Origin of the sequence: Streptomyces sp. NPDC059080 (assembly GCF_042739975.1) — a bacterium.
GTDB classification, from domain to species: Bacteria; Actinomycetota; Actinomycetes; order Streptomycetales; family Streptomycetaceae; genus Streptomyces; species Streptomyces benahoarensis.
In genome coordinates, this window is sequence record NZ_JBHYGX010000003.1 from 172,582 (window position 1) to 195,904 (window position 23,323).

The window sequence follows — 23,323 nt, forward strand, 5'->3', positions numbered from 1 at the left end:
AATTCCTGACTCAGAAGGCTAGGGGTGCGGGCCCTCCCGGTCGACCAGGGTGGCCAGCAGCCCGCCGAGCGTGTCGCGCTGCTGCGCGCTCAGCGGGGCCAGGATGTCCTCCGCGGCGCTGCGGCGCGCGCTGCGCAGCGCGTCGAGCGTGGCGCGCCCCGTGTCGGTCAGCTCGACCCGGACCACCCGGCGGTTGGCGGGATCGGGGACCCGGCGCACCGCGCCCTGCGCCTCCAGGGCGTCGACCAGTGTGGTCACCGCGCGGGGCACCACCTCCAGGCGCGCGGCGAGGTCGGCCATCCGGGGCGGGGCGTCGCCGTAATGGGCCACCACCCGCAGCAGCCGCGACTGGGCGGGGGTGAAGGCGAGATCGAGCTGCGCCATGCGGCGCTTCTGGGCGCGCTGCATCCGGCGGGTCAGCCGGACCAACTGCTCGGCGACGTTCGCGCCACCGGGCGCGGGCTCGGTCGCCGGGGCCGTTTCCGGCTCGGGCGTCGGGTCGGGAGAGGGCATGCTCAGAGGCTATCAGGACGGTGTCCATTGTGAGCTTAGGTAACAATGAGCTAGGCTCCGTGAAAATCCACCGAACCCGACCTTCCGAAGGAGCCCATGCGCCGCGACGAACCCGAGTGGACCCCGCCGCCCAAGGACCCGGACGCCCCGGACCAGCCGGTCCCCCTCCGGCGGATCCTCGCCCTCTTCCGCCCCTACCGCGCCCGGCTGGCCACCGTCGGCCTGCTGGTCGCCGCCTCCTCGCTGGTCTCCGTGGCCGGACCGTTCCTGCTGCGCGAGATCCTCGACGTGGCGATACCGGAACGCCGCACCGGCCTGCTCACCCTGCTCGCCCTCGGCCTGATCCTCACCGCCGTGACCACCAGCGTCTTCGGCGTCCTGCAGACCCTGCTGTCCACCACCGTCGGCCAGCGCGTCATGCACGATCTGCGCACCGCCGTCTACGCCAAGCTCCAGCGGATGCCGCTGGCGTTCTTCACCCGCACCCGCACCGGCGAGGTGCAGTCACGGATCGCCAACGACATCGGCGGCATGCAGGCCACGGTCACCTCCACCGCCACCTCGCTGGTCTCCAACCTCACCTCGGTCACCGCCACCGTCGTCGCGATGCTCGCCCTCGACTGGCGGCTGACCTGCGTCTCGCTGCTGCTGCTCCCGCTCTTCGTCTGGATCAGCCGCCGGGTCGGCAACGAACGCAAGCGGATCACCTCGCAGCGCCAGAAGCAGATGGCCGCGATGTCCGCCATGGTCACCGAATCCCTCTCGGTCAGCGGCATCCTCCTGGGCCGCACCATGGGCCGCGCCGACTCCCTGACCCGCGGCTTCGCCGACGAGTCCGAGCGCCTGGTCGGCCTGGAGGTCCGCGCCAGCATGGCCGGACGCTGGCGGATGGCCACCATCGGCATCGTCATGGCCGCCATGCCCGCGCTCGTCTACTGGGCGGCCGGACTCGTCCTGCAGTTCGGCGGACCCGCCTTCTCGCTCGGCACCCTCGTCGCCTTCGTCACCCTCCAGCAGGGCCTGCTGCGCCCCACGGTCTCGCTGCTCTCCACCGGCGTGCAGATGCAGACCTCCCTCGCGCTCTTCCAGCGGATCTTCGAATACCTCGACCTGCCGGTCCCGCTGGCCGAACCGGAGCGCCCCGTCCACCTCGCCGAGCCCCGCGGCGACCTCCGCTTCGACAACGTCTCCTTCGCCTACGACACCGCCGCCGCACCCACCCTGAGCGGCATCGACCTGACCGTCCCGGCGGGCAGCAGCCTCGCCGTCGTCGGCGCCACCGGCAGCGGCAAGAGCACCCTGAGCTACCTCGTCCCACGGCTGTACGACGTGAGCGCGGGCCGGGTCACCCTCGACGGCACCGACGTCCGCGACCTCGGCTTCGACACCCTCGCCCGCGCGGTCGGCGTCGTCTCCCAGGAGACGTACCTCTTCCACGCCTCGGTCGCCGAGAACCTGCGGTTCGCCAAGCCCGACGCGAGCGACGAGGAGATCGAACGCGCCGCGCGCGCCGCCCAGATCCACGACCACATCGCCGCCCTGCCCGAGGGCTACGACACCCTCGTCGGCGAGCGCGGCTACCGCTTCTCCGGCGGCGAGAAGCAGCGCCTGGCGCTGGCCCGCACCATCCTGCGTGATCCGCCGGTCCTCGTCCTCGACGAGGCGACCAGCGCGCTCGACACCCGTACCGAGCACGCCGTGCAGCAGGCCATCGACGCGCTCAGCGCGGGCCGCACCACGGTCACCATCGCCCACCGGCTCTCCACCGTCCGCGACGCCGACCAGATCGTCGTCCTCGACCGCGGCCGGATCGCCGAAAGCGGCACCCACGCCGAACTCCTCGCCGCCGACGGCCGCTACGCCGCGCTGCTGCGCCGCGACGCCCACCGCGCACCCGCCGACGGCCCGGGTGATCCATGCCTCACCACCGGTGGTGAGCTCCCGGTGCCACAGGAAGTGACTCGCGGGTAGGGCCGGGCGCGCGGCGGCCGGTTCAAGGGCCGGGGCGGCCGCCGCACCCGTCCCTGCCAGGGCGCCCGGCCGCGTCTCACACCGGCCCGAGCCGGTACCCGTACCGGTACGTCCGGTCCGCGTGCAGCAGGTACTTCTCCAGCGGCGCCGCGCCCCACGAGTCGTTGCCGCCCACGCCCATCTGCCGGTGGTTGACCGCCAGACACGTCGCCGCGCGCCGCGTCAGCTCGTATGGATGGCGCGGCCCGTCCAGGTCGCCGGGCGTATGGTGCAGCGCGCTCAGCTCCAGCGCCGCGTCGTCGCCCGGCTCGGCGCTCACCCGCAGCCCGGAGCCGTCCCGGCCGGTGAGCGAGGCGGTGCGCACCCCGGTGACGTTCCCGGTCTGCTGCGGGCGGACGTACGGGCCGAACTGCGCGTCGACGGTGGTGCGGTGGCGGCCGACGAACGCCGCGGTGCAGCGGTCCTGATAGTTCTCCTGCGGCCCGCGCCCGTACCAGCTGAAGGTCTCCAGGCCCGCCGGGACGGTCAGCAGCGCGCCGACCACCGGGATGTCGGGCAGCCCGGCGCCCGGCCGCAGGGTGTGCGCCACCCGCACCTCGCCGTCGCCGCGCACCGTGAACACGGTCTCCCAGCGGGACGGCAGGGGAGCGGTCGGCAACACCGCGGTGACCTCGATCGTCACCTCCGACGACGAAGGCTGCGTGGTCCGCATGGCCGTCACGGTGCGCCGGGCGCCCGCGTCACGCCAGGTCCGCAGGGAGTTCTGCGCCCCGCGGCCGAGGTCGTTGTCGGTGGGCGCGCGCCAGAAGTTCGGCACCGGCCCCCCGGTGAGTAGCGTCCGCCCCCGGTGGCGGAGGCCCGTCAGGGTGCCGGTGGCCTTGTCGAGGACCACCTCGGTGTCCCGGCCCGTGACCGTCACCCGCGCCGCGTCCTCGTCCACCGTCAGCGGCGGCAGCGTTGACGGATCGGGGTCGGCGGGCGCCGGAGTCACCCAGGGCAGCGTGAACTGTTCGGCGGCCACGGTGTGTCCGGCCGCCGCCCACGCGCACTCCGCGCGCAGCACGAACACCAGGTTCAGCCGGTACCGGGCGCCCGGATCAGGAGGGAGCGGCCGCTTGACCGGCATGTCGACGGCCCCGTCGGCACCGGGCGCCACCCGCGGTGCGGGCAGCGTGCCGTGCTGGATCCGCTCGCCGTCGCGGGTGACCTCCCAGCGCAGCTCGTAGGCGTCGAGGCCGGTGAACAGCTGCCGGTTGCTGACCTTGATCCGGAACCGCGCCGGGTCGACCGGCGCCATCCGCACCGGCTGATAGACCTTCTTGACCTCCAGCAGCGCCGGATGCGGGGTGCGGTCCGCGGAGACGAGGCCGTTGCAGCAGAAGTTCCCGTCGGTCGGATAGCCCGGCTTCCAGTCGCCGCCGTACGAGAGGTAGGTGCGCCGCGGGTCGTCCGGGACCGGCAGCCGGATCGCCTGGTCGACGAAGTCCCAGACGAAGCCGCCGTGGAGGTTGGGGTACCGCTCGATGACGTCCCAGTACTCCTGGAAGTTGCCGGTGCTGTTGCCCATGGAGTGGGCGTATTCGCACAGCAGATACGGCGTCGGATTGCCCGAGCGGCCGTATGCCTCGACGCCGTCCGGTGGCGTGTACATCTCGCTGTGCAGGTCGGCGACGTCGTTCATGCCCTCGTAGTGGATCGGGCGGGACGGGTCGCGGCGGTGCGTCCAGTCGGCCATGGCACGGAAGTTGGCGCCCCGTCCGGCCTCGTTGCCCAGCGACCAGACGATCACGCTGGGGTGGTTCTTGTCCCGTTCGACGAGGGAACGCATCCGGTCCAGGCAGGCATCCGTCCACTCGGGCAGCCCGGTCGGCAGCAGCTCACGGGCGCCGTGCGACTCCAGGTTGGCCTCGGCGACGACGTACAGCCCGTACCGGTCGCAGAGGTCCAGCCAGGCGGGGTGGTTGGGGTAGTGCGAGGTGCGGACCGCGTTGATGTTGTGCTGTTTCATCAGGCGGATGTCCTGTTCCATCCGCGCCACGGTGACGGCCTGACCGCGGTCCGGGTCGGTCTCGTGGCGGTTGACGCCCCGGAGCACGAGGGGCGCGCCGTTGACGGTGAAGTGCCCGGGGCCGCACGAGACGCTGCGGAAGCCGACGGCGGTGCGCTGTACGTCGACGGCACGCCCGTCGGGACCGGTGAGGGCGGTCACCAGGGTGTACAGGTACGGCGCCTCGGCCGACCAGAGCTCGGGCGCCTCCACGGTGGCGTGCGGCGCGACCGTGGTGTCGCTGTCTCCGCCGAAGCGGACGTCGGCGGTGAGCGGCCGGGGCAGTACCTCGGCGCCGTCCGCGTCGTACAGCGTCGCGGTCAGCCGGTGGTCACCGGGGCGGTGCGCGCCGCGGTGGCGGACGGTCGTGGTCACCGTCAGCTCCGCGCTGTGCAGCGCCTCGTCGAGGTCGGTGCGGACGGTCAGGTCCTGGACGTGCACGGGGGCGACGGAGTAGAGGTACACGTCCCGGAAGATGCCGGAGAGGTCGATCATGTCCTGGTCCTCCAGCCAGCTGCCGTCGGACCAGCGGAAGACCTCGACGGCCAGCACATTGGCGCCGGGCCGCAGAGGACCGGTGACGTCGAACTCCGCCGGGGTGTAGCTGTCCTCGCTGTACCCGACCCGTTCCCCGTTGACCCAGACGAAGAACGCCGACTTCACCCCCTGGAACGACAGCAGCACCCGCCGCCCCGCCCACTCCCCGGGCACCGTGAACGTCCGCCGGTAGGAACCGACCGGGTTGAACCCCTCGGGCACGTGCGGCGGCACCGGCTGCTCGTAACCGGTCCACGGATACGCCACGTTGAGGTAGACCGGCTCCGGGTAGCCCTCGATCTCCCAGTGGGACGGGACGGGGATCCGGTCCCAGGCGCGGTCGTCGAAGTCCGGGGCGTGGAAGCCCGCCGGGCGCTCGTCGGGGTTCTTCGCCCAGTGGAAGCGCCAGCGGCCGTTGAGTGAACGGAAGTAGGGCGATGCCGTGTCGGGCTCCCCGGCGCGGGCGGCGGCGGTGTCGCGGTGCGGGACGAGCCGGGCGCGCGCCGCCTCCCGGTGGATCTGGAAGATGCGCGGCCCCGCGTTCCACGGGCCCTCCGCCGCGGTGGCGTCCGCGCCGGCCGGCGCCGCGGCGAAGGCCCGCTTCCGGTCGGCGAGGGCGGCCAGACCCGCCAGCGCGGTGCCGGTGGCGAGGAACGAGCGGCGGGACAGATGGCGTCCATGCATGCGACAACTCCGACCGCAAGGCAACAGGAAGCATCAGGATCGAACGCTCCCGCCGCCCGCACAAGGGCGCGCACCCCGCCGCAACTCCCCGGACCCGTCCGGTGTTTCCTTCCATGAACGACAGGCGACGAGCGTGGAGACCGGCCCGCCGCCCCCAGGCGTTCATTGCCGTTTCCTGTCGGCCTCCGCAGACCCTGGCGGAGGCCCGTCCGGCCGGTACGTGATCGCGGGGGCGGACCGGCCCGCACCGGAAGCGGCGGGACGGCAACGCCACGGGACGGACGCAGGACCGAGCGGAGGATCATGTCGAGTGCGGAACACACCGGACCCCTGACGAAGTTCATTCATGTGCGGGTGCTGCCGGGTTTCGCCGCCTCTGGCCGGGTCGATGCTGACTGATTGCTGACTTATCTGACGAGATGTCAGAGATGGGTGCGGGCGCCTGGGCTGGGGTCGTGCGAGGTGCGACTTCTGGAGAGGCCGGCGCGGCGTCATTGCCGTGCTTGAAGACGGGGAGATGCGTGATCATGACAGCTTTCAGGGAACGGCCCGCGCATGAGGGTGGGCCGGATTCCCCTACGGAGGGGCCTCGCGACGGCGCCGTGACCCCTCCGGCGCGTCCTGTGCGGCAGCTGCTCGCCGCCTCGGTCGGCAATGCGGTCGAATGGTTTGATTGGTACACGTATACCTTCCTTGCCACGTACATCGCCGCGCAGATCTTCCCCGAGGACGCGGCGAATTCGTTGGTGCCGCTGCTCGCGACGTTCGCGGTTTTCGCGGTGGGGTTCTTCATGCGGCCCGTCGGCGGGCTGCTGATGGGCGCGGTCGCCGACCGGCGCGGGCGCCGTGCGGCGCTGACGGTGACCATTCTGCTGATGGGTGGCAGCAGCCTCCTGGTGGGGCTGACGCCGACGTACGCCGCCGCCGGGGTCCTCGCGCCGGTCGTCCTCGTCCTGGCCCGGCTGCTGCAGGGGCTGTCGGTGGGCGGTGAGTTCGCCGCGTCGACCACGTTCCTCGTGGAGTCGGCCGGGCCCGGGCGGCGGGGACTCTTCTCCAGCTTCCAGTACGTGTCGACGACCATCGGGCAGCTCGTCGCGTCCGGCGTCGCGGCGCTGCTCGTCGCGAAGCTCGCGCCCGCCACCATGGACAGCTGGGGCTGGCGGGTCCCGTTCGTGCTGGGCGCACTCCTGAGCCTCGTGGGTTTCTGGGTGCGGCGCGGCGCGCACGAGACGCGCAGCGAGGAACAGACCGAGACGCCCCGGCCAGGTCTCTTCGAGGCGTTGCGCCGCCATCCGCGCGAGTCGCTGCTGATCTGCGGGATCACGGCGGGCGGCACGCTCGCGTACTACACGTGGACGTCGTACCTGCCGACGTACGCCGAGCTCAACGCCGGGGTGGAGAAATCCGACGCGCTGCTGGCGGGCACCCTCTCGCTGACGTTCTTCGCCGTGCTCCAGCCCGTCGCGGGCATGGTGTCCGACCGCTTCGGGCGCAAGCCGCTGCTGCTCATGTTCGGGATCGGCTTCGCCGTGCTGTGTGTGCCGCTGCTGCGCGCGCTCGACGACTCCTTCCTCACGCTGCTGCTCGTGCAGTGCGCGGGCATGATCCTGCTGAGCGGCTTCACGGCCGTCTCAGCGGCCGTGAACGCGGAGACGTTCCCGGCGCGGGTGCGCGCCGCGGGCATCGGGTTCCCCTACTCCCTCACCGTCGCCCTCTTCGGCGGCACGGCGCCCTATATCGGCACGCTGTTCAAGGACCTGGGGCAGGCCGGCCTCTTCCCCGTGTACGTGGCCGCGCTGTGCCTGGTCTCCTCCGCCGTCTACCTCCGACTGCCCGAGACCGCTCACCGCCCGTTGGAGAGGTGAGAGTGCTGGGGAATGGCCCACGGGTCAGGAAGGTCTGCCCTGGGGCGCAGGGTCCGGCGCGGTGGTGCGGACCCAGGCGACGAGGCGGGCGACGTCCCCCTCGGAAATCTCAGGTTCGCTCTGACGCAAGGCGCAGGGCAGGCACTGAGAGGTGTCGGGATGGATGTCGGCGCTGGTCCCGCAGCTGTGGCACGGCAGGCCCGCCACAGTCGGATCCCCCAGTCGTAGCGGGGGCCGGGGGGCTTGAGATCGCGGGCGTCCGCGTATGTCTGGTGGACGTTGCCGTGGGCGTGGGGGCCACGTTGGTACCGGCCCATCAGGACGGTCACCCGTACGTATGGCAGGTCCAGGCGCATGGCCCACCACAGTGGCCACCGCCCGCGTCCGCCGGCGCGGCGACGGACTGGCTGACGCTGGAGGCGTCCCTGGAAGCGATCCTCCGAAGCTGCGCCGCACACGTGCCGCAGATCCCGCCGTCCGGCGCACACCTGGGCTTCAACATCACGACCGATGCGAGGCGCGGCCGGACCGTGGCCATCGCCTCCAGTGCGCGCGAGGGGCTGGCCGTGCAAGGGGCCGCACGAGGGTCACGACGGCTCGCAGTCCGCTGGTGATCGTGCGGTTGCGACCGGGTCCGGCCCGTGGCGGCCGTCGAAATCGCCGTAGGTGCGCTCGATCTCCTGGTGTATGCGTGCCACGAACGGTGCCCACTCGCGACGGGTGACGACCACGAACTGCCCTTGCTGGACGGCCTCGACCACCTGCTCGCCGACGCGGCCGGGATCAGCGCCCTGGAAGAGCAGCGCACTGAATTTCGAGGAGGCGTAGGTGGCGACATCCGCCATCGGCACTGGTGCGGGGCAACTTTCGCAATTTCAGCCGGGAGTGGATCGCGGCGCGGCAGAATGCGGGGCAAATGGCGGCAGGAATTGCCCCGTCCAGCGGTCGGGGCTCGGGGCGCAGCGTCCTCGTGTGCCCGCGTTCCGTTGGTGGTCACCCAGTGATTTCCCGGATTTCCGTAATTTTCACCACCTATCTATGATGCGGGTCACGTCCCGGTTCTCCAGGGGAGGGCGAGTCGAGGGCGCGGAGCGGCGCGGTCAGGTATGGGCCGGGGCCGTGCGTGGGGAGGGGTGTGCATGCCCGAGGGACAGACGGTTTCCGCGGCGGCGCGGAAGGTCGCAGAGCTGGTCCGCGCTTTCTCGTCCGGAACCTCTGAGCGGGACCTGGTCGCCGAGGCCAAGAGGCAGTTCCGCGCATTGCCGGAGCAGCGGTTGGTCAAGCTGGTCGCCGAGGCGGTCCGCGGGGGATTGCTGATCGCTTCGGGGGACCACCTCCTGTCTGCTGCGCCACAGGAACCGATGGTCCCGGCGCAGGCGACGCCGGAACGGCGGAAGCCGGGCGCCGAGCCGGCTGCTGATGCCCGGTTGGATGAGACGTCCGTGCTGCGGATCGTCGCGCTCGACGTCGAGAGCGTCGTACGGACGACGGCGACCGCTCCTTACGTGGAGCGGCACGTCTACGAGGTGGCAGCCGTCAGGTTCGGCGCCGATCGGGAATGGGTCGCGGCGGCGCCCCGCTGGCGGCGTTACCTCAGGTTCTTGGGGGACAGCGAGGAGTTACGTGACGGCAGCGTACGGGACGCCGTGCTGGGCCAGGGGATACCCCGGCAACAGGCGTGGACGGAGCTGAACGACTTCCTGTCGGATGCCGATGTTGTGGTCGCCCATAACGGAACGGCGCTGGACTTCCCCGTCATCGGTGAAGCGGCGAAAGAGGCCGGTGCAGGTGATCCGCTCTCCGCCGTGCGACCCGTCGACGCCCTGTACCTCGCGCACGCCGTCTGGCCGACAGCCCCGTCCCACCGGCTCCAGGATCTGGCGCTCCAGCTCGACGTGGCCCGTTCGGACCTGCGTGCCCACACCGCAGATGGTGACGCGGTCCTGCTTGTCCGTCTCCTGGAGCGGGCCGCCGCCGATTTCGCCGCCAAGACCCCCGATGTGCGCGATCTCGTCGCCGACGTCTGCCCCGACTCCGACGCGTGGCGGCTGCTGCGGGAACTGGCCGAGGGCAAGGCCGCCACCGAACGGGAGCCGCTCGTGTGGGAGCAGGCGCACGTGGCTCGCCTGCTGAACGCCGAGTTCGCGCAGCACGCGCCGCGCCGCGCCCTTGATGGAAGAGCACCGGGACGTGGTGCCGTGGATGTGCCGGACGCCTTGCGGGGCGCCGACGGACGGGTCGAGCCGACCGCTCTCGCCCGGGTCGTGCACGGCTCCCGCGTGGAACCCCGGCCTGTCCAGCAGACGATGACGACGACACTGCACGACTGGACCGACCGCGGCGTCAGCGGCCTGCTGGAAGCACCCACCGGCACTGGAAAGAGCTATGCGGTGCTCGCCGCCGCGCTGGACTGGCTCGCCGGAGACGAGAGCCGTACCGCTGTCATCGCCACGTACACCAAGCAGCTGCAGAGCCAGCTGGCGAAGGACATCCAGGACCTGGAGCGTGCCCTGCCCGGCATCCTCGGGGCCGCTGACCTGGTCAAGGGAAAGTCCAACCGGCTTTCCCTGGCCGCCCTGACGAAGAGCCTCGCCGAAGCCACCCGCCGACGCTCCTTCGCGAGTGCGGCCCGCGCCCGTTTCTCCCGGCATCGTCGTTTCCGCGAACTCGCCGTTTTCCTCGCGCTCCGCCTGTTAGCGGCCAAGGAGCCCCCGCAGACATGGACGGCGAGATCGGTCGACCCGGTGGACCTGCCCGCCTTCTTCGCCGACTACATGGGCCGCGGTGTGACGCAGTGGCTGGAGTCGCTGTCGCAGCGCGACGGCGACTACGGAGCCGGCGCGAGCAATCCGCTCACCGTGCACACCGACACCGTTCGGGAGGCCATCGGCGGCCACCGTCTCATCCTCGCCAACCATGCGCTCGTCCTGTCCCACCTGGACGACCTGCGTGCCGTCGGGCCCGATGTGCTCCTCGTGATCGACGAGGCGCACGAGCTGGAGAACGCCGCGACGTCCGCGTTGACCGGGGCCGTTGACTACCAGGACCTGGAAGCATTGCTGCCCGAGTACCACGCCTGGGTCGCGGACGCGCACCCGGGCACCGCACGTGACCAGGCAGCCGCGGCAGTCACCGACCTCGAACGGCTGCTCGACGACGAACGGCTTCCCCGGCTCGCGGCTCAGGCGTTCGACGCACAGGCCAAGGGCGTGGGCGTGCGGATCGGCAGCCGGGCGACCACGCTCGTCAGTCCCTACACCGGCACCTCCGGTACCCGGAACACGCGACGGCTCGTGCTGGTACTTGAGAGCATCGCCAAGGCAGTCGCGATCTGCCGTATCACGCTGGAGCGCTACGTCGCCCAGCACACAGCCGGAATCGACCCGCTGGTACGGGAGCGCCTGACCGCACTCGCGGAACACACCGACTCCCTCACCACGGCCCTCGACCGCATCACGGCCGGCATCCGAGCCTTCCTCGACCCCGCCGTCACGCTGGACGAGGTGCTCCCGTCACGCGTGATCCACCTGGAGGAACTGGCCGAGCCCAAGGCGGAGTTGCGTTCCTACCACTTCCGCGTCGCCACCAGCCCCGTAGACCTGACTGCTGATCCGGAATGGCGGCGCTACCTGGAGTCCTTCGACCGTGTCCACTACGTCTCCGCGACTCTGCGCGTCGCCGGACGGTGGGACTTCATACGGAGCCGGCTGGGGCTGCCCGAGGGTCTGCCGACGCTCGCCCTGCCTTCCCCGTTCGACCTGCGCAGCCAGGCCGAAGTCGTATGCTTCTCCGATTTCCCGTCCTGGGCCGAGCAGGAGGAAGGCGCCCTGCGGACAGTCGCCCACCAGGTCGCCGGATGCGCCGCCGAGATGACACGTGTACGCGCCGACGGCAGCGGGTTCGACGGCGGTGGCATGATCCTCACGACTGCCCGCTCGACCGCCGCGGGCATCGGCTTCCACCTCGTGGAAGAGCTGCGCCGTCGCGCCCTGGACACCCCGGTTGTCGAGGCGCTCACCCTCGGCAACGGCCGGGCCTACCAGGCATTCACCGACCGGAGGGACGGCGGCGGGTTCCTCGTCGGTACCAAGGGGCTCTGGCAGGGGATCGATGTTTCCGACGCCGAGCGAATGCGTCTGGTCTGGATCAACAAACTGCCGTTTGCGCCGTTCGCCGCTCCGATCGTGGAAGCCCGACGCGCGGCGGTCGCCGAACGTGCCGAGCACGCCGGCCACCCCGATCCGGACGGCGCCGCCACCGAGCACTACTACCTGCCGCTCGCCGCGCTCCAGCTCCGCCAAGCGGTCGGCCGACTCATCCGCTCCGACCAGCACCGCGGCGTCGTCGTCATCAGCGACCGCAAACTCGCCGGAGCAAGCAGCCTGCGCCGCTCCTATCGGCGCGCCTTCCTCGGCAGCCTCGACGACGGACTGGAACGCCCCGACCCGGACACCGGCGACATCGGTGGAGGCAACATCGCCGACATGGCCGAAGGCTGGCGTCGTATCTGGGAGTTCATGGCGGCCCACCGCCTCCTGGACCCCGCCCGGGCCACCGAGCTGTGCACCGAGGAAGCCCTCGAACAGCACACCCTCCTGCCGCACACCCGGCGCATCCGCGAACTCGCCCTGACCACCGAGGAGATACAGAAGTTACGAAAAAATGGCCTGCTCGCCGACGAGGTCAGGGACCGTTGCGCCCGCATCGGCGGCCTGCTGCGGCTCGCCGACGAACCCGTGGCCCTCAAACCGGCCCAGCAGGCCGCCATCACCGCCGTCGCCGAGGGCCGCAACGTACTCGGGCTGCTGCCCACCGGCTTCGGTAAGAGCTTCACCTTCCAGCTTCCCGCGCTGGTCCTGCCCGGTGTCACCGTGGTCGTCAGCCCGCTCGTCGCCCTCATGCACGACCAGGCTCTCGAGCTCAACCGGTCCATCGGCGGCGCGGTCCGCGCCCTGATCTCCCCGCTGCGTGAGTCCAGCAGCAGGGCCGGCAAGACGGAAGTGACGGAGCAGCTCCTCGGCCGCGCCGATCACGGCATCCGCCTGGTCTACGTCAGCCCGGAACGCCTGTGCCAGCGGCGCTTCCGAGAGACCGTGCGCGCGGCCGCGGCGGCGGGCCGGGTGACCCGGATCGCCGTCGACGAGGCACACACTCTGGCGCAGTGGGAGGACTTTCGGCCCAGCATGCGCCGGGTCAGCAGGTTCCTGGACGAGTTGCGTCAGGACCACGCGGTGGGGGGGGGGGGCGCGGCCCCCCCCCCCCCCCCCGGTCCTCGCCGGGCCGGTGACCCAGCCCGCGGACGACATCGCGTTGCGCGGCGGTGTGCGGATCACCGATGTGATCCGCACGGTCGGCGAGGCGCACGCCGCCACCGGCGCGCCGGTGCTCTGCATGACGTACTGGAACCCGGTCTACCGCTACGGCGTCGAGCGGTTCGCCGCCGAGCTGGCCGCCGCTGGCGGCGCCGGGTGCATCCTGCCGGATCTGCCGGTCCAGGAGTCCGCGGAGTGGCGCGCGGCCGCCGGGAAGCACGGCCTGGCGACCGTCTTCGTCGTCGCGCCCAGCAGCCGGGACGCCCGCCTCGCCGAGATCACCGCGGCGGGCAGCGGCTTCGTCTACGCGGCGTCGCTGATGGGCGTCACCGGCACCCGCGAGTCGGTCGGCCACGAGGCGCAGGAACTGGTCCGCCGCACCCGCGCCACCACCGATCTGCCGGTCTGCGTCGGCCTCGGGGTCTCCAACCCCGAACAGGCCGCGGAGGTCGCGCAGTTCGCCGACGGTGTCATCGTCGGCTCGGCGTTCGTGCAGCGGATACTGGCCGACGAGGGTGACCTGGAGGCCGGGCTCGCCGGGGTCCGGACGCTGGCCGGGGAGCTGGCCGCCGGGGTGCGCAAGCGCTCCTGACGTAGCCGTCGGCCGGGGCCGGGCGGGCCGTGGGGCACGTGTGTGCGGCGCGGCGGGTTCCGTCCCCCGATAGGGCGAACATCGGTGCGGAGGGGTGCGGCAGCGCCCCTCCGCTTCGTTTTCCTGGGGTGAGCCAGAAGAACGATGACGGTAAGAGCAACGCCCGTGAGCGGCTGAAGGCACAGCGTGAGAAGGAGAAGGCCCGGGCCCGGCGCAACCGCCAGGCGATCGTCGCCGGAGCGGTGGTCCTGGTCCTGGCGGTGGCCGGCGCCATCGCCGTCTGGGCCTCCTACTCCGGTGGGGACGAGGAGAGCGCCAAGCCGCTGGCCGTCCCGAAGGGCGCGCGCGGCGGCGACAAGCCCGCGGTGCCGGTCGGCGCGCCCGGCGCCCCCTCCACCCTGACGGTCTGGGAGGACTTCCGCTGCCCCGCCTGCCAGCAGTTCGAGACCGGCTTCCGCCCGGTCATCCATGAGCTGGAGGACGCCGGGCATCTCAAGAGCGAGTACCACCTCGTCACGATCATCGACGGCAACGGAGGCGGCACCGGCTCCCTCAACGCCGCCAACGCCGCGCTCTGCGCCCAGCACGCCGGTCATTTCCGCGCGTACCACGACGTGCTCTACAGCAACCAGCCGCCCGAGCAGCAGGACGCGTTCGCCGACAAGAAGAAGCTGATCCAGCTCGCGGGCAAGGTCCCGGGGCTGGTCACCGACGCGTTCACGCAGTGCGTCCGGTCCGGTACGTACAACGACTTCGTCCGGCGGTCCAACGACGCGTTCACCAAGTCCGGGTTCCGCGGCACCCCGACCGTGCTGCTCAACGGCAAGGATCTGGCAAAGGAGAAGAACGGGCAGTTCACGCCCGCGGACTTCAAGAAGATGGTGCTCGACGCCAACAAGGGCAAGCAGCCGGCCAAGCCCGCCACGCCCCCGCACTGACCGCGCGGCACGCGACCGCCCGGAACGGTCCCGGCGCTGTGACGGCCTCGTTACGCAGCCGTTGCCGGGCGGGTTGCCGCCGACCCCCTCCGGCGGGGTAGCGTCGTGACTGCCATGGACCTCGCATTCATTCCCAGCCCGTCGGTCGGCGTCGTGCATCTCGGCCCGATCCCGCTCCGGGGCTACGCGTTCTGCATCATCATCGGTGTCTTCCTGGGCGTCTGGCTCGGCAACAAGCGCTGGGTGCAGCGCGGTGGCCGATCCGGCACGGTGGCGGACATCGCCGTCTGGGCGGTGCCCTTCGGCCTCGTCGGCGGACGGCTCTACCACGTCATCACGACGTACGAGCCGTACTTCGGCAAGGACGGCCATCCGCTCGACGCCTTCAAGGTGTGGGAGGGCGGTCTCGGTATCTGGGGCGCGGTGGCGCTCGGCGCGGTCGGCGCGTGGATCGGCTGCCGCCGCCGCGGCATCCCGCTGCCCGCCTACTGCGACGCGCTCGCCCCCGGCCTCGCCATCGGTCAGGCCGTCGGCCGCTGGGGCAACTGGTTCAACCAGGAGCTGTACGGCCGTCCGACCGATGTGCCGTGGGCGCTGAAGATCAGCGACGACCCGGCGATCGGCCGCATCGGCGGCACGTACCACCCGACGTTCCTCTACGAGAGCCTGTGGTGTCTGGGCGTCGCCGCGCTGGTGATCTGGGCCGACAAGCGCTTCCGCCTCGGCCACGGCCGCGCCTTCGCGCTGTATGTCGCGGCGTACTGCGCGGGCCGCGCCTGGATCGAGGAGTTGCGGGTCGACGAGGCGCACCACATCCTCGGCCTGCGGCTGAACGTCTGGACCGCGCTGATCGGCCTGGTCCTCGCCGTCGCCTACATCATCATCTCCGCCCGGCGGGTACCGGGCCGCGAGGAGGTCGTCGAACCGGGCGCGCAGGAGGCCCTGGCCGGTGCGGACGCGGACGGTGACCCGGAGGGCACGAAGGTGTCGGCGGACGAGGCCGCGGAGGCGGAGCCCGATGCCGAGGCCGAGAAGGACGCGGAGTCCGACGGCGGGGACGCGAAAAAGAAGCGTGCCGACGGCGACGCGAAGACCGCCGGGAGCGGCGGCAAGAAGACCTGAGACCGCGCCGTCGCCCCGGGCGGCGGCCGTATTCCTCCACCGCGCCGGGCGGAACCGTTACGGGTTCCGCCCGGCGCGGTGTCGTAGGCGCCCACGCCCGGCGGCCCTGCGCCGGCGTCCGGCCCGCGCTCACCCGAACGGCTCCGCGCGGCCCGTCGGACCGGCTCGCCGCGGCTCCCTGTGAGCGGGATCTCATGGCGGGCGGCCGGAAGAAACCGCAGGTCAGAGAGGTAAGTTCGGCCTTCCTTGCTAGCGGTGGAGGGGACGTCACGCCTAGTTTCGAGGTGTTGGAGGGGGAAGTGCCGAACAGCGGCCCACACCTCGTTGAAGGGAGTAGGTTCCTATGTCCGTCACCGATGTCATGGATGCCTCGGCGCCCACCCATGTCGCCCACCGCGACAACCACACCCACCGCGACGTCAACGGCGGCTGGCTGCGCCCCGCCGTCTTCGGCGCCATGGACGGGCTGGTCTCGAACCTCGCGCTGATGACCGGCGTCGCCGGTGGCGCGGTCTCCCAGCAGACGATCATCATCACCGGGCTGGCCGGACTGGCCGCCGGTGCCTTCTCGATGGCCGCCGGTGAGTACACCTCGGTCGCCTCCCAGCGCGAACTGGTCCTCGCCGAGCTGGACATCGAACGGGCCGAGCTGCGCAAGCATCCGACGGACGAACGGGACGAACTGGCGGCCCTCTACGTCTCGCGCGGGGTGGAGCCGGAGCTGGCCCGGAAGGTCGCCGAACAGCTCTCCCGCGACCCCGAGCAGGCGCTGGAGATCCATGCCCGTGAGGAGCTGGGCGTAGATCCGTCCGACCTTCCGTCGCCCACTGTGGCAGCGGTTTCCTCCTTCGGATCCTTTGCGCTGGGCGCGCTGCTGCCGGTACTTCCGTACCTGTTGGGCGCTTCCGCGCTGTGGCCCGCGGTGGTGCTGGCGCTGCTCGGACTCTTCGCGTGCGGCGCGGTCGTGGCGCGGGTGACGGCCCGCTCGTGGTGGTTCGGCGGGGCGCGGCAGCTGCTCCTCGGTGGCGCGGCCGCGGGGGTGACGTACATCCTGGGGACGTTGTTCGGAACCGTCGTAGGGTGACGCTCCTCTGTAGGTGCTCGCCTCACTGTGGAGTTACCCGGCGGTTTCATGCAGCTGACCGCCGGGCATAAGGCCGGGGCGCCACACGGGCGATGTCGCTCGGTGGGCGCCCCGTTTCCGGACCGGGTTGTCCGTCCGCGATCTCAGACGCCGCCGTCATGGTGTCCGCATGTTGGAAGGCTCTATCCGCTTCCTGGGAAGCGAGCCATCCTGTAATCTGCACGAAATTTCGCGGAGGGCCAACGTCGTCCCTCGGCAGTTCCTATGCCACGACGACGTTGGGAGAGCCGATGCATTCCGCGTCCACGCACTCCGCGACCACCGCCGGTGCCACCCGCACCGCCTGGTCGCCCATGGACGGGCGCCCCGCCCCGCAGGGGATGTACGACCCGCGCAACGAGCACGACGCCTGCGGTGTCGGCTTCGTGGCCACCCTCACCGGCGAGGCCGGTCACGCGCTGGTCGAGCAGGCGCTCACGGTGCTGACCAACCTGGAGCACCGCGGTGCCACCGGCTCCGAGCCCGATTCGGGCGACGGCGCGGGCATCCTCCTTCAGGTGCCGGACGCGTTCCTGCGCGAGGAGGTCACCTTCGGCCTCCCCGAGGCCGGCGCTTACGCCGTCGGTATCGCCTTCCTGCCCTCCGATGCCCGGCAGGCGGCCGCCGCCGTCTCGCAGATCGAGACGATCGCCGATGAGGAGGACCTGACGGTCCTCGGCTGGCGCGTCGTCCCCGTCGCCCCCGAACTCCTCGGCAACGGCGCCCGCGCCACCATGCCGGCCTTCTCCCAGCTGTTCGTGACGAGCAAGCACGGCGTTTCCAGCAAGCACAGCGTTTCCAGCAAGCACAGCATTTCGAGCAAGCACAGCGTGGCGGACGGTGAGAGCACCGGGCTGGCGCTGGACCGCAAGGCGTTCGCGCTGCGCAAGCGCGCCGAGCGGGAGGCCGGGGTCTACTTCCCGTCGCTCTCCGCCCGCACCCTCGTCTACAAGGGGATGCTCACCACCGGGCAGCTGGAGCCGTTTTTCCCGGACCTCTCCGACCGCCGCTTCGCGTCGGCCATCGCCCTGGTCCACTCGCGGTTCTCCACCAACACGTTCCCGAGCTGGCCGCTGGCCCACCCGTACCGCTTCGTCGCGCACAACGGCGAGATCAACACGGTCAAGGGCAACCGCAACTGGATGCGGGCGCGCGAATCGCAGCTCGCCTCGCGGCTCTTCGGCGACCTGGACACAGGCCGGCTCTTCCCGGTCTGCACACCGGACGCCTCCGACTCGGCCTCCTTCGACGAGGTCCTGGAGCTGCTGCACCTCGGCGGCCGGTCGCTGCCGCACGCGGTGCTGATGATGGTCCCGGAGGCGTGGGAGAACTCCCCGTCGATGGACCCGGCCCGCCGCGCGTTCTACCGGTACCACTCCACGATGATGGAGCCCTGGGACGGCCCGGCCTGCGTCACCTTCACCGACGGCACGCAGGTCGGCGCGGTCCTCGACCGCAACGGGCTGCGCCCCGGCCGCTACTGGGTCACCGACGACGGTCTGGTCGTGCTCTCCTCCGAGGTCGGCGTCCTCGACATCGACCCCGCCAAGGTCGTCCGCAAGGGCCGCCTCCAGCCGGGCCGGATGTTCCTCGTCGACACCGCCGAGCACCGCATCATCGAGGACGACGAGATCAAGGCGGAGCTGGCAGGGGCCCACCCGTACCAGCAGTGGCTGGACGAGGGGCTGATCGACCTCGCCGACCTGCCCGAGCGCGAGCACATCGTGCACACCCACGCCTCGGTCACCCGCCGCCAGCAGACCTTCGGCTACACCGAGGAGGAGCTGCGGGTCCTGCTCGCGCCGATGGCGAACTCCGGTGCCGAGCCGATCGGTTCGATGGGCACCGACGCGCCGATCGCCGCGCTCTCGGCCCGTCCGCGGCTGCTCTTCGACTACTTCACCCAGCTGTTCGCGCAGGTCACCAACCCGCCGCTGGACGCCATCCGCGAGGAGCTGGTCACCTCGCTGATCTCCTCGCTCGGCCCGCAGGGCAACGTCCTGGAGCCGACCGCGGAGTCCTGCCGCAGCGTCACCCTGCCGTTCCCGGTGATCGACAACGACGAGCTGGCCAAGCTCATCCACATCAACGCCGACGGCGACATGCCCGGCATGAAGGCCGTGACGCTCTCCGGTCTCTACCGCGTCGGCGGCGGTGGCGAGGCCCTCGCCGCGCGCCTGGCGGAGATCTGCACGGAGGCCGCCGTCGCCATCGAGGCCGGCGCCCGGCTGATCGTCCTCTCCGACCGGCACTCCGACGCCGAGCACGCCCCGATCCCGTCGCTGCTGCTCACCTCCGCCGTCCACCACCACCTCATCCGCACCAAGCAGCGCACCCAGGTGGGCCTGCTGGTCGAGGCCGGTGACGTCCGCGAGGTGCACCATGTCGCGCTGCTGATCGGCTACGGTGCCGCCGCGGTCAACCCGTATCTCGCGATGGAGTCCGTCGAGGACCTGGTCCGCGCCGGGACCTTCCTGCCCGCGGGCACCGACCCCGAGGCCGCCATCCGCAACCTCATCAAGGCGCTCGGCAAGGGCGTCCTGAAGGTCATGTCCAAGATGGGCATCTCGACCGTCGCCTCCTACCGCGGCGCGCAGGTCTTCGAGGCCGTCGGCCTGGACGACGCGTTCGTCGACACCTACTTCCACGGCACCGCCACCAAGATCGGCGGCGCGGGCCTGGACATCGTCGCCGAGGAGGTCGCCGCCCGGCACACCAAGGCGTACCCGGCGTCCGGCATCGCCGCCAGCCACCGTGCGCTGGAGATCGGCGGCGAGTACCAGTGGCGCCGCGAGGGCGAACCGCACCTCTTCGACCCGGACACCGTCTTCCGGCTCCAGCACTCCACCCGCGCCCGCCGGTACGACATCTTCAAGCAGTACACGGACCGGGTGAACGAGCAGTCCGAGCGGCTGATGACGCTGCGCGGTCTCTTCGGCATCAAGGCGGACCGCCCGGCGGTGCCGATCGATGCGGTCGAACCGGCGTCCTCCCTGGTCAAGCGGTTCTCCACGGGCGCCATGTCGTACGGCTCCATCTCGCAGGAGGCGCACGAGACGCTGGCCATCGCCATGAACCAGCTGGGCGGTAAGTCCAACACCGGTGAGGGCGGCGAGGACCCGGAGCGGCTGTACGACCCGGCGCGCCGCTCGGCCATCAAGCAGGTCGCCTCCGGCCGCTTCGGTGTGACCAGCGAATACCTCGTCAACGCCGACGACATCCAGATCAAGATGGCCCAGGGCGCCAAGCCCGGTGAGGGCGGTCAGCTGCCCGGCCACAAGGTCTACCCGTGGGTGGCGAAGACCCGGCACTCGACACCCGGCGTCGGCCTGATCTCGCCGCCGCCACACCACGACATCTACTCCATCGAGGATCTGGCGCAGCTGATCCACGACCTCAAGAACGCCAACCCGGCCGCGCGCATCCACGTGAAGCTGGTCTCCGAGGTCGGCGTCGGCACCGTCGCCGCGGGTGTCTCCAAGGCGCATGCGGACGTCGTCCTCATCTCCGGTCACGACGGCGGTACGGGCGCCTCGCCGCTCACCTCCCTCAAGCACGCCGGTGGCCCCTGGGAGCTGGGGCTCGCCGAGGCCCAGCAGACGCTGCTGCTCAACGGGTTGCGCGACCGGATCGTGGTGCAGACCGACGGGCAGCTGAAGACCGGCCGCGACGTGATCATCGCGGCGCTGCTGGGCGCTGAGGAGTTCGGCTTCGCGACGGCGCCCCTGGTTGTCTCCGGCTGCGTCATGATGCGCGTCTGCCACCTCGACACCTGCCCGGTCGGCATCGCCACCCAGAACCCGGTGCTGCGCGAGCGGTTCAGCGGCAAGGCCGAGTACGTGGTCAACTTCTTCGAGTTCATCGCCGAGGAGGTTCGCGAACTCCTCGCCGAACTGGGTTTCCGCACCCTCGACGAGGCCATCGGCCACGCCGAACTCCTCGACGCCACGCGGGCGGTGGACCACTGGAAGGCCCAGGGCCTCGACCTGGCCCCGCTGCTGCACGTCCCCGAGCTGCCCGAGGGCGCCGTCCGCCACCAGGCCACCGTCCAGGATCACGGTCTGGCGAAGGCGCTGGACAACGAGCTGATCGAGCTGGCCGCCGACGCGCTGTCCGCGGACACCGCCGAGGATGCGCAGCCGGTGCGCGCCCAGGTCGCGATCCGCAACATCAACCGCACCGTCGGCACCATGCTCGGCCACGAGGTCACCAAGAAGTTCGGCGGCGCCGGGCTGCCCGACGACACCATCGACCTCACCTTCACCGGCTCCGCCGGGCAGTCCTTCGGCGCGTTCCTGCCGCGCGGCATCACGCTGCGGCTGGAGGGCGACGCCAACGACTACGTCGGCAAGGGCCTCTCCGGCGGCCGCATCGTGGTCCGCCCGGACCGCGGCGCCGACCATCTCGCCGAGTACTCCACCATCGCGGGCAACACCCTCGCCTACGGCGCCACCGGCGGCGAGCTGTACCTCCGCGGCCGGGTCGGCGAGCGGTTCTGTGTCCGTAACTCCGGCGCCACGGTGGTCTCCGAGGGCGTCGGCGACCACGGCTGCGAGTACATGACCGGCGGCAACGCGGTCGTCCTCGGTGCGACCGGCCGCAACTTCGCCGCCGGGATGTCGGGCGGGTTCGCGTACGTCATCGACCTCGACCCCGCCCACGTCAACAAGGAGCTGGCCGGCGCGGTGCGTCCGCTGGACGGCGCCGACGCGCGGTGGCTGCACGAGGTGGTGCGCCGCCATCAGGAGGAGACCGGCTCGACCGTCGCCGCGAAGCTCCTCGCCGACTGGGATGCCGCCGCTGCCCGCTTCAGCAAGGTCGTCCCGGCCACCTACCAGGCAGTGCTCGCCGCCAAGGACGCCGCCGAGCAGGCCGGACTCTCCGAGTCCGAGACCCACGAGAAGATGATGGAGGCGGCGACCCATGGCTGACCCGAAGGGCTTCCTCAACCACGACCGCGAGGTCGCCACGGCCCGTCCCGCAGGCCAGCGCGTCCAGGACTGGAACGAGGTCTACCGGCCCGGCGCCCTGCTGCCGCTCATCAGCAAGCAGGCGTCGCGCTGCATGGACTGCGGCATTCCGTTCTGTCACAACGGCTGCCCGCTGGGGAACCTCATCCCCGAGTGGAACGACTATGCCTGGCGCGACGACTGGAGCGCCGCGTCCGAGCGGCTGCACGCCACCAACAACTTCCCGGAGTTCACCGGCCGCCTCTGCCCGGCGCCCTGTGAGGCGGCGTGCGTGCTCGGCATCAACCAGCAGCCCGTGACCATCAAGAACGTCGAGGTCACGATCATCGACAAGGCGTGGGACAGCGGCGACGTCACCCCGCGCCCGCCCGAGCGGCTCTCCGGCAAGACCGTCGCCGTCATCGGCTCGGGTCCGGCGGGCCTTGCCGCCGCCCAGCAGCTGACCCGCGCGGGCCACACCGTCGCCGTCTACGAGCGCGCCGACCGCATCGGCGGGCTGCTGCGGTACGGCATCCCCGAGTTCAAGATGGAGAAGCGGCACATCAACCGCCGTATCGAGCAGATGCGGGCGGAGGGCACCAAGTTCCGTACGGAGACGGAGATCGGCCGCGACATCGACGCGAAGAAGCTGCGCAAGCGGTACGACGTCGTCGTCATCGCCGCGGGCGCCACCACCTCCCGGGACCTGCCGGTGCCCGGCCGGGAGCTGAACGGCATCCACGTCGCGATGGAGTACCTGCCGCTCGCCAACAAGGTGCAGGAGGGCGATCTGACCGTCGCCCCGATCACCGCCGAGGGTAAGCATGTCGTCGTCATCGGCGGCGGCGACACCGGTGCGGACTGCGTCGGCACCGCCCACCGTCAGGGCGCGGCGTCCGTCACTCAGCTGGAGATCATGCCGAAGCCGGGCGAGGAGCGCAGCGCGGGCCAGCCCTGGCCGACCTTCCCGATGCTGTACAAGGTGACCTCCGCACACGAGGAGGGCGGCGAGCGGATCTACGCGGTGTCGACCACCCGCTTCGAGGGCGACGAGGACGGCAACGTCCAGTGGCTGCACCTGACCGAGGTGGAGTTCAAGGACGGCAAGTTGGAGCAGAAGCCGGGCACGGAGCGGCGGATCCCGGCGCAGCTGGTCACCCTCGCGATGGGCTTCACCGGCACCGACCGGGAGAACGGGCTGGTCGAGCAGTTCGGTCTGGAGATGGACGCCCGCGGCAACATCGCCCGTGACGCGGAGTTCGCCACCAACGTCCCCGGGGTGTACGTCGCCGGTGACGCGGGGCGCGGCCAGTCGCTCATCGTGTGGGCCATCGCCGAGGGCCGCTCCGCCGCCCGGGGCGTGGACCGCTTCCTCACCGGGGCCAGCGCCCTGCCGGCACCCATCAAGCCGACGGACCGCGCACTCACCGTGTGACGGTACGTCCCTTCCTGTCCCGTACAACGGCGTACGGCGGCATGGGTCCCGGGAGCGATACCAGGGCCCATACCGCGACGCCTGCCTGATTCCCCGACCGGCGGGCGGGCGTCGCGCGTCTCTTGGCGGGGCGCCCCCCCCCCGCGCGGGGGGGGGGGGGCCCCCCCCACGACCAGGGCGGGGAATACCGGGGGGGGGCCGGCCCCCGCCCCCCACCGGGGCGGGCGGCCGCCCG

General features: G+C 71.4%; 10 protein-coding genes and 2 pseudogenes. 9 read left to right on the plus strand and 3 right to left on the minus strand.

The features are described 5' to 3' along the window. Positions 1-18: 18 nt before the first annotated feature. The gene (locus ACFWWQ_RS03220; protein WP_384589204.1) at positions 19-513 is read right to left on the minus strand and encodes a MarR family winged helix-turn-helix transcriptional regulator; all 495 of its coding nucleotides are present in this window, start codon (positions 511-513) and stop codon (positions 19-21) included. A 96-nt stretch (positions 514-609) separates the two neighbouring features. Between ACFWWQ_RS03220 and ACFWWQ_RS03225 the strand changes: the two genes are divergently transcribed. Then, entirely contained in the window at positions 610-2,484 is a 1,875-nt protein-coding gene (locus tag ACFWWQ_RS03225) for an ABC transporter ATP-binding protein (protein ID WP_384589207.1), read from the plus strand. 76 nt (positions 2,485-2,560) lie between these two features. Here ACFWWQ_RS03225 and ACFWWQ_RS03230 read toward each other — a convergent pair whose 3' ends face one another. After that, positions 2,561-5,752 (minus strand): glycoside hydrolase family 2 TIM barrel-domain containing protein, encoded by a 3,192-nt coding sequence (locus ACFWWQ_RS03230; protein ID WP_384589210.1) that lies wholly within the window; start codon positions 5,750-5,752, stop codon positions 2,561-2,563. 527 nt (positions 5,753-6,279) lie between these two features. On the opposite strand from ACFWWQ_RS03230, the gene ACFWWQ_RS03235 reads away from it, so the two are divergent. After that, on the plus strand, positions 6,280-7,617 hold the full coding sequence (locus ACFWWQ_RS03235) for an MFS transporter (protein WP_384589213.1): 1,338 nt from the start codon (positions 6,280-6,282) through the stop codon (positions 7,615-7,617). Positions 7,618-8,204: 587 nt separating this feature from the next. On the opposite strand, the gene ACFWWQ_RS03240 is transcribed toward ACFWWQ_RS03235, so the two are convergent. After that, positions 8,205-8,468 (minus strand): hypothetical protein, encoded by a 264-nt coding sequence (locus ACFWWQ_RS03240; RefSeq protein ID WP_384589217.1) that lies wholly within the window; start codon positions 8,466-8,468, stop codon positions 8,205-8,207. A gap of 3,063 nt (positions 8,469-11,531) precedes the next feature. Here ACFWWQ_RS03240 and ACFWWQ_RS03245 point away from each other — a divergent pair. From ACFWWQ_RS03245 to ACFWWQ_RS03275, 7 genes and pseudogenes are all read left to right on the plus strand, one after another. Continuing rightward, positions 11,532-12,824, plus strand: a pseudogene (locus ACFWWQ_RS03245) (helicase C-terminal domain-containing protein); the annotation flags it as partial. Between the two features lie 46 nt (positions 12,825-12,870). Beyond that, positions 12,871-13,521, plus strand: a pseudogene (trpA, locus tag ACFWWQ_RS03250) (tryptophan synthase subunit alpha); the annotation flags it as partial. A gap of 128 nt (positions 13,522-13,649) precedes the next feature. Continuing rightward, positions 13,650-14,459 (plus strand): DsbA family protein, encoded by an 810-nt coding sequence (locus ACFWWQ_RS03255; RefSeq protein WP_384589220.1) that lies wholly within the window; start codon positions 13,650-13,652, stop codon positions 14,457-14,459. A 114-nt stretch (positions 14,460-14,573) separates the two neighbouring features. Continuing rightward, entirely contained in the window at positions 14,574-15,581 is a 1,008-nt protein-coding gene (gene lgt, locus ACFWWQ_RS03260) for a prolipoprotein diacylglyceryl transferase (RefSeq protein WP_384589223.1), read from the plus strand. A 343-nt stretch (positions 15,582-15,924) separates the two neighbouring features. Beyond that, positions 15,925-16,665 carry a VIT1/CCC1 transporter family protein gene (locus ACFWWQ_RS03265; RefSeq protein WP_384589226.1) on the plus strand — a complete coding sequence of 247 codons (741 nt, stop codon included), beginning with the start codon at positions 15,925-15,927 and terminating at the stop codon, positions 16,663-16,665. A 290-nt stretch (positions 16,666-16,955) separates the two neighbouring features. Beyond that, positions 16,956-21,635 carry a glutamate synthase large subunit gene (gene gltB, locus ACFWWQ_RS03270; protein WP_384589229.1) on the plus strand — a complete coding sequence of 1,560 codons (4,680 nt, stop codon included), beginning with the start codon at positions 16,956-16,958 and terminating at the stop codon, positions 21,633-21,635. Further along, complete coding sequence (locus ACFWWQ_RS03275) at positions 21,628-23,088, plus strand: glutamate synthase subunit beta (protein WP_384589232.1); 1,461 nt, start codon at positions 21,628-21,630, stop codon at positions 23,086-23,088. The genes gltB and ACFWWQ_RS03275 overlap by 8 nt, the downstream gene beginning before the upstream one ends. Positions 23,089-23,323 lie beyond the last annotated feature (235 nt).

Excerpts from the sequence above, each read along its gene's own strand:
- ACFWWQ_RS03220 (WP_384589204.1), bottom strand. The coding sequence starts at position 513 with ATGCCCTCTCCCGACCCGACGCCCGAGCCGGAAACGGCCCCGGCGACC.
- ACFWWQ_RS03225 (WP_384589207.1), top strand. The coding sequence starts at position 610 with ATGCGCCGCGACGAACCCGAGTGGACCCCGCCGCCCAAGGACCCGGAC.
- ACFWWQ_RS03230 (WP_384589210.1), bottom strand. The coding sequence starts at position 5,752 with ATGCATGGACGCCATCTGTCCCGCCGCTCGTTCCTCGCCACCGGCACC.
- ACFWWQ_RS03235 (WP_384589213.1), top strand. The coding sequence starts at position 6,280 with ATGACAGCTTTCAGGGAACGGCCCGCGCATGAGGGTGGGCCGGATTCC.
- lgt (WP_384589223.1), top strand. The coding sequence starts at position 14,574 with ATGGACCTCGCATTCATTCCCAGCCCGTCGGTCGGCGTCGTGCATCTC.
- ACFWWQ_RS03265 (WP_384589226.1), top strand. The coding sequence starts at position 15,925 with ATGTCCGTCACCGATGTCATGGATGCCTCGGCGCCCACCCATGTCGCC.
- gltB (WP_384589229.1), top strand. The coding sequence starts at position 16,956 with ATGCATTCCGCGTCCACGCACTCCGCGACCACCGCCGGTGCCACCCGC.
- ACFWWQ_RS03275 (WP_384589232.1), top strand. The coding sequence starts at position 21,628 with ATGGCTGACCCGAAGGGCTTCCTCAACCACGACCGCGAGGTCGCCACG.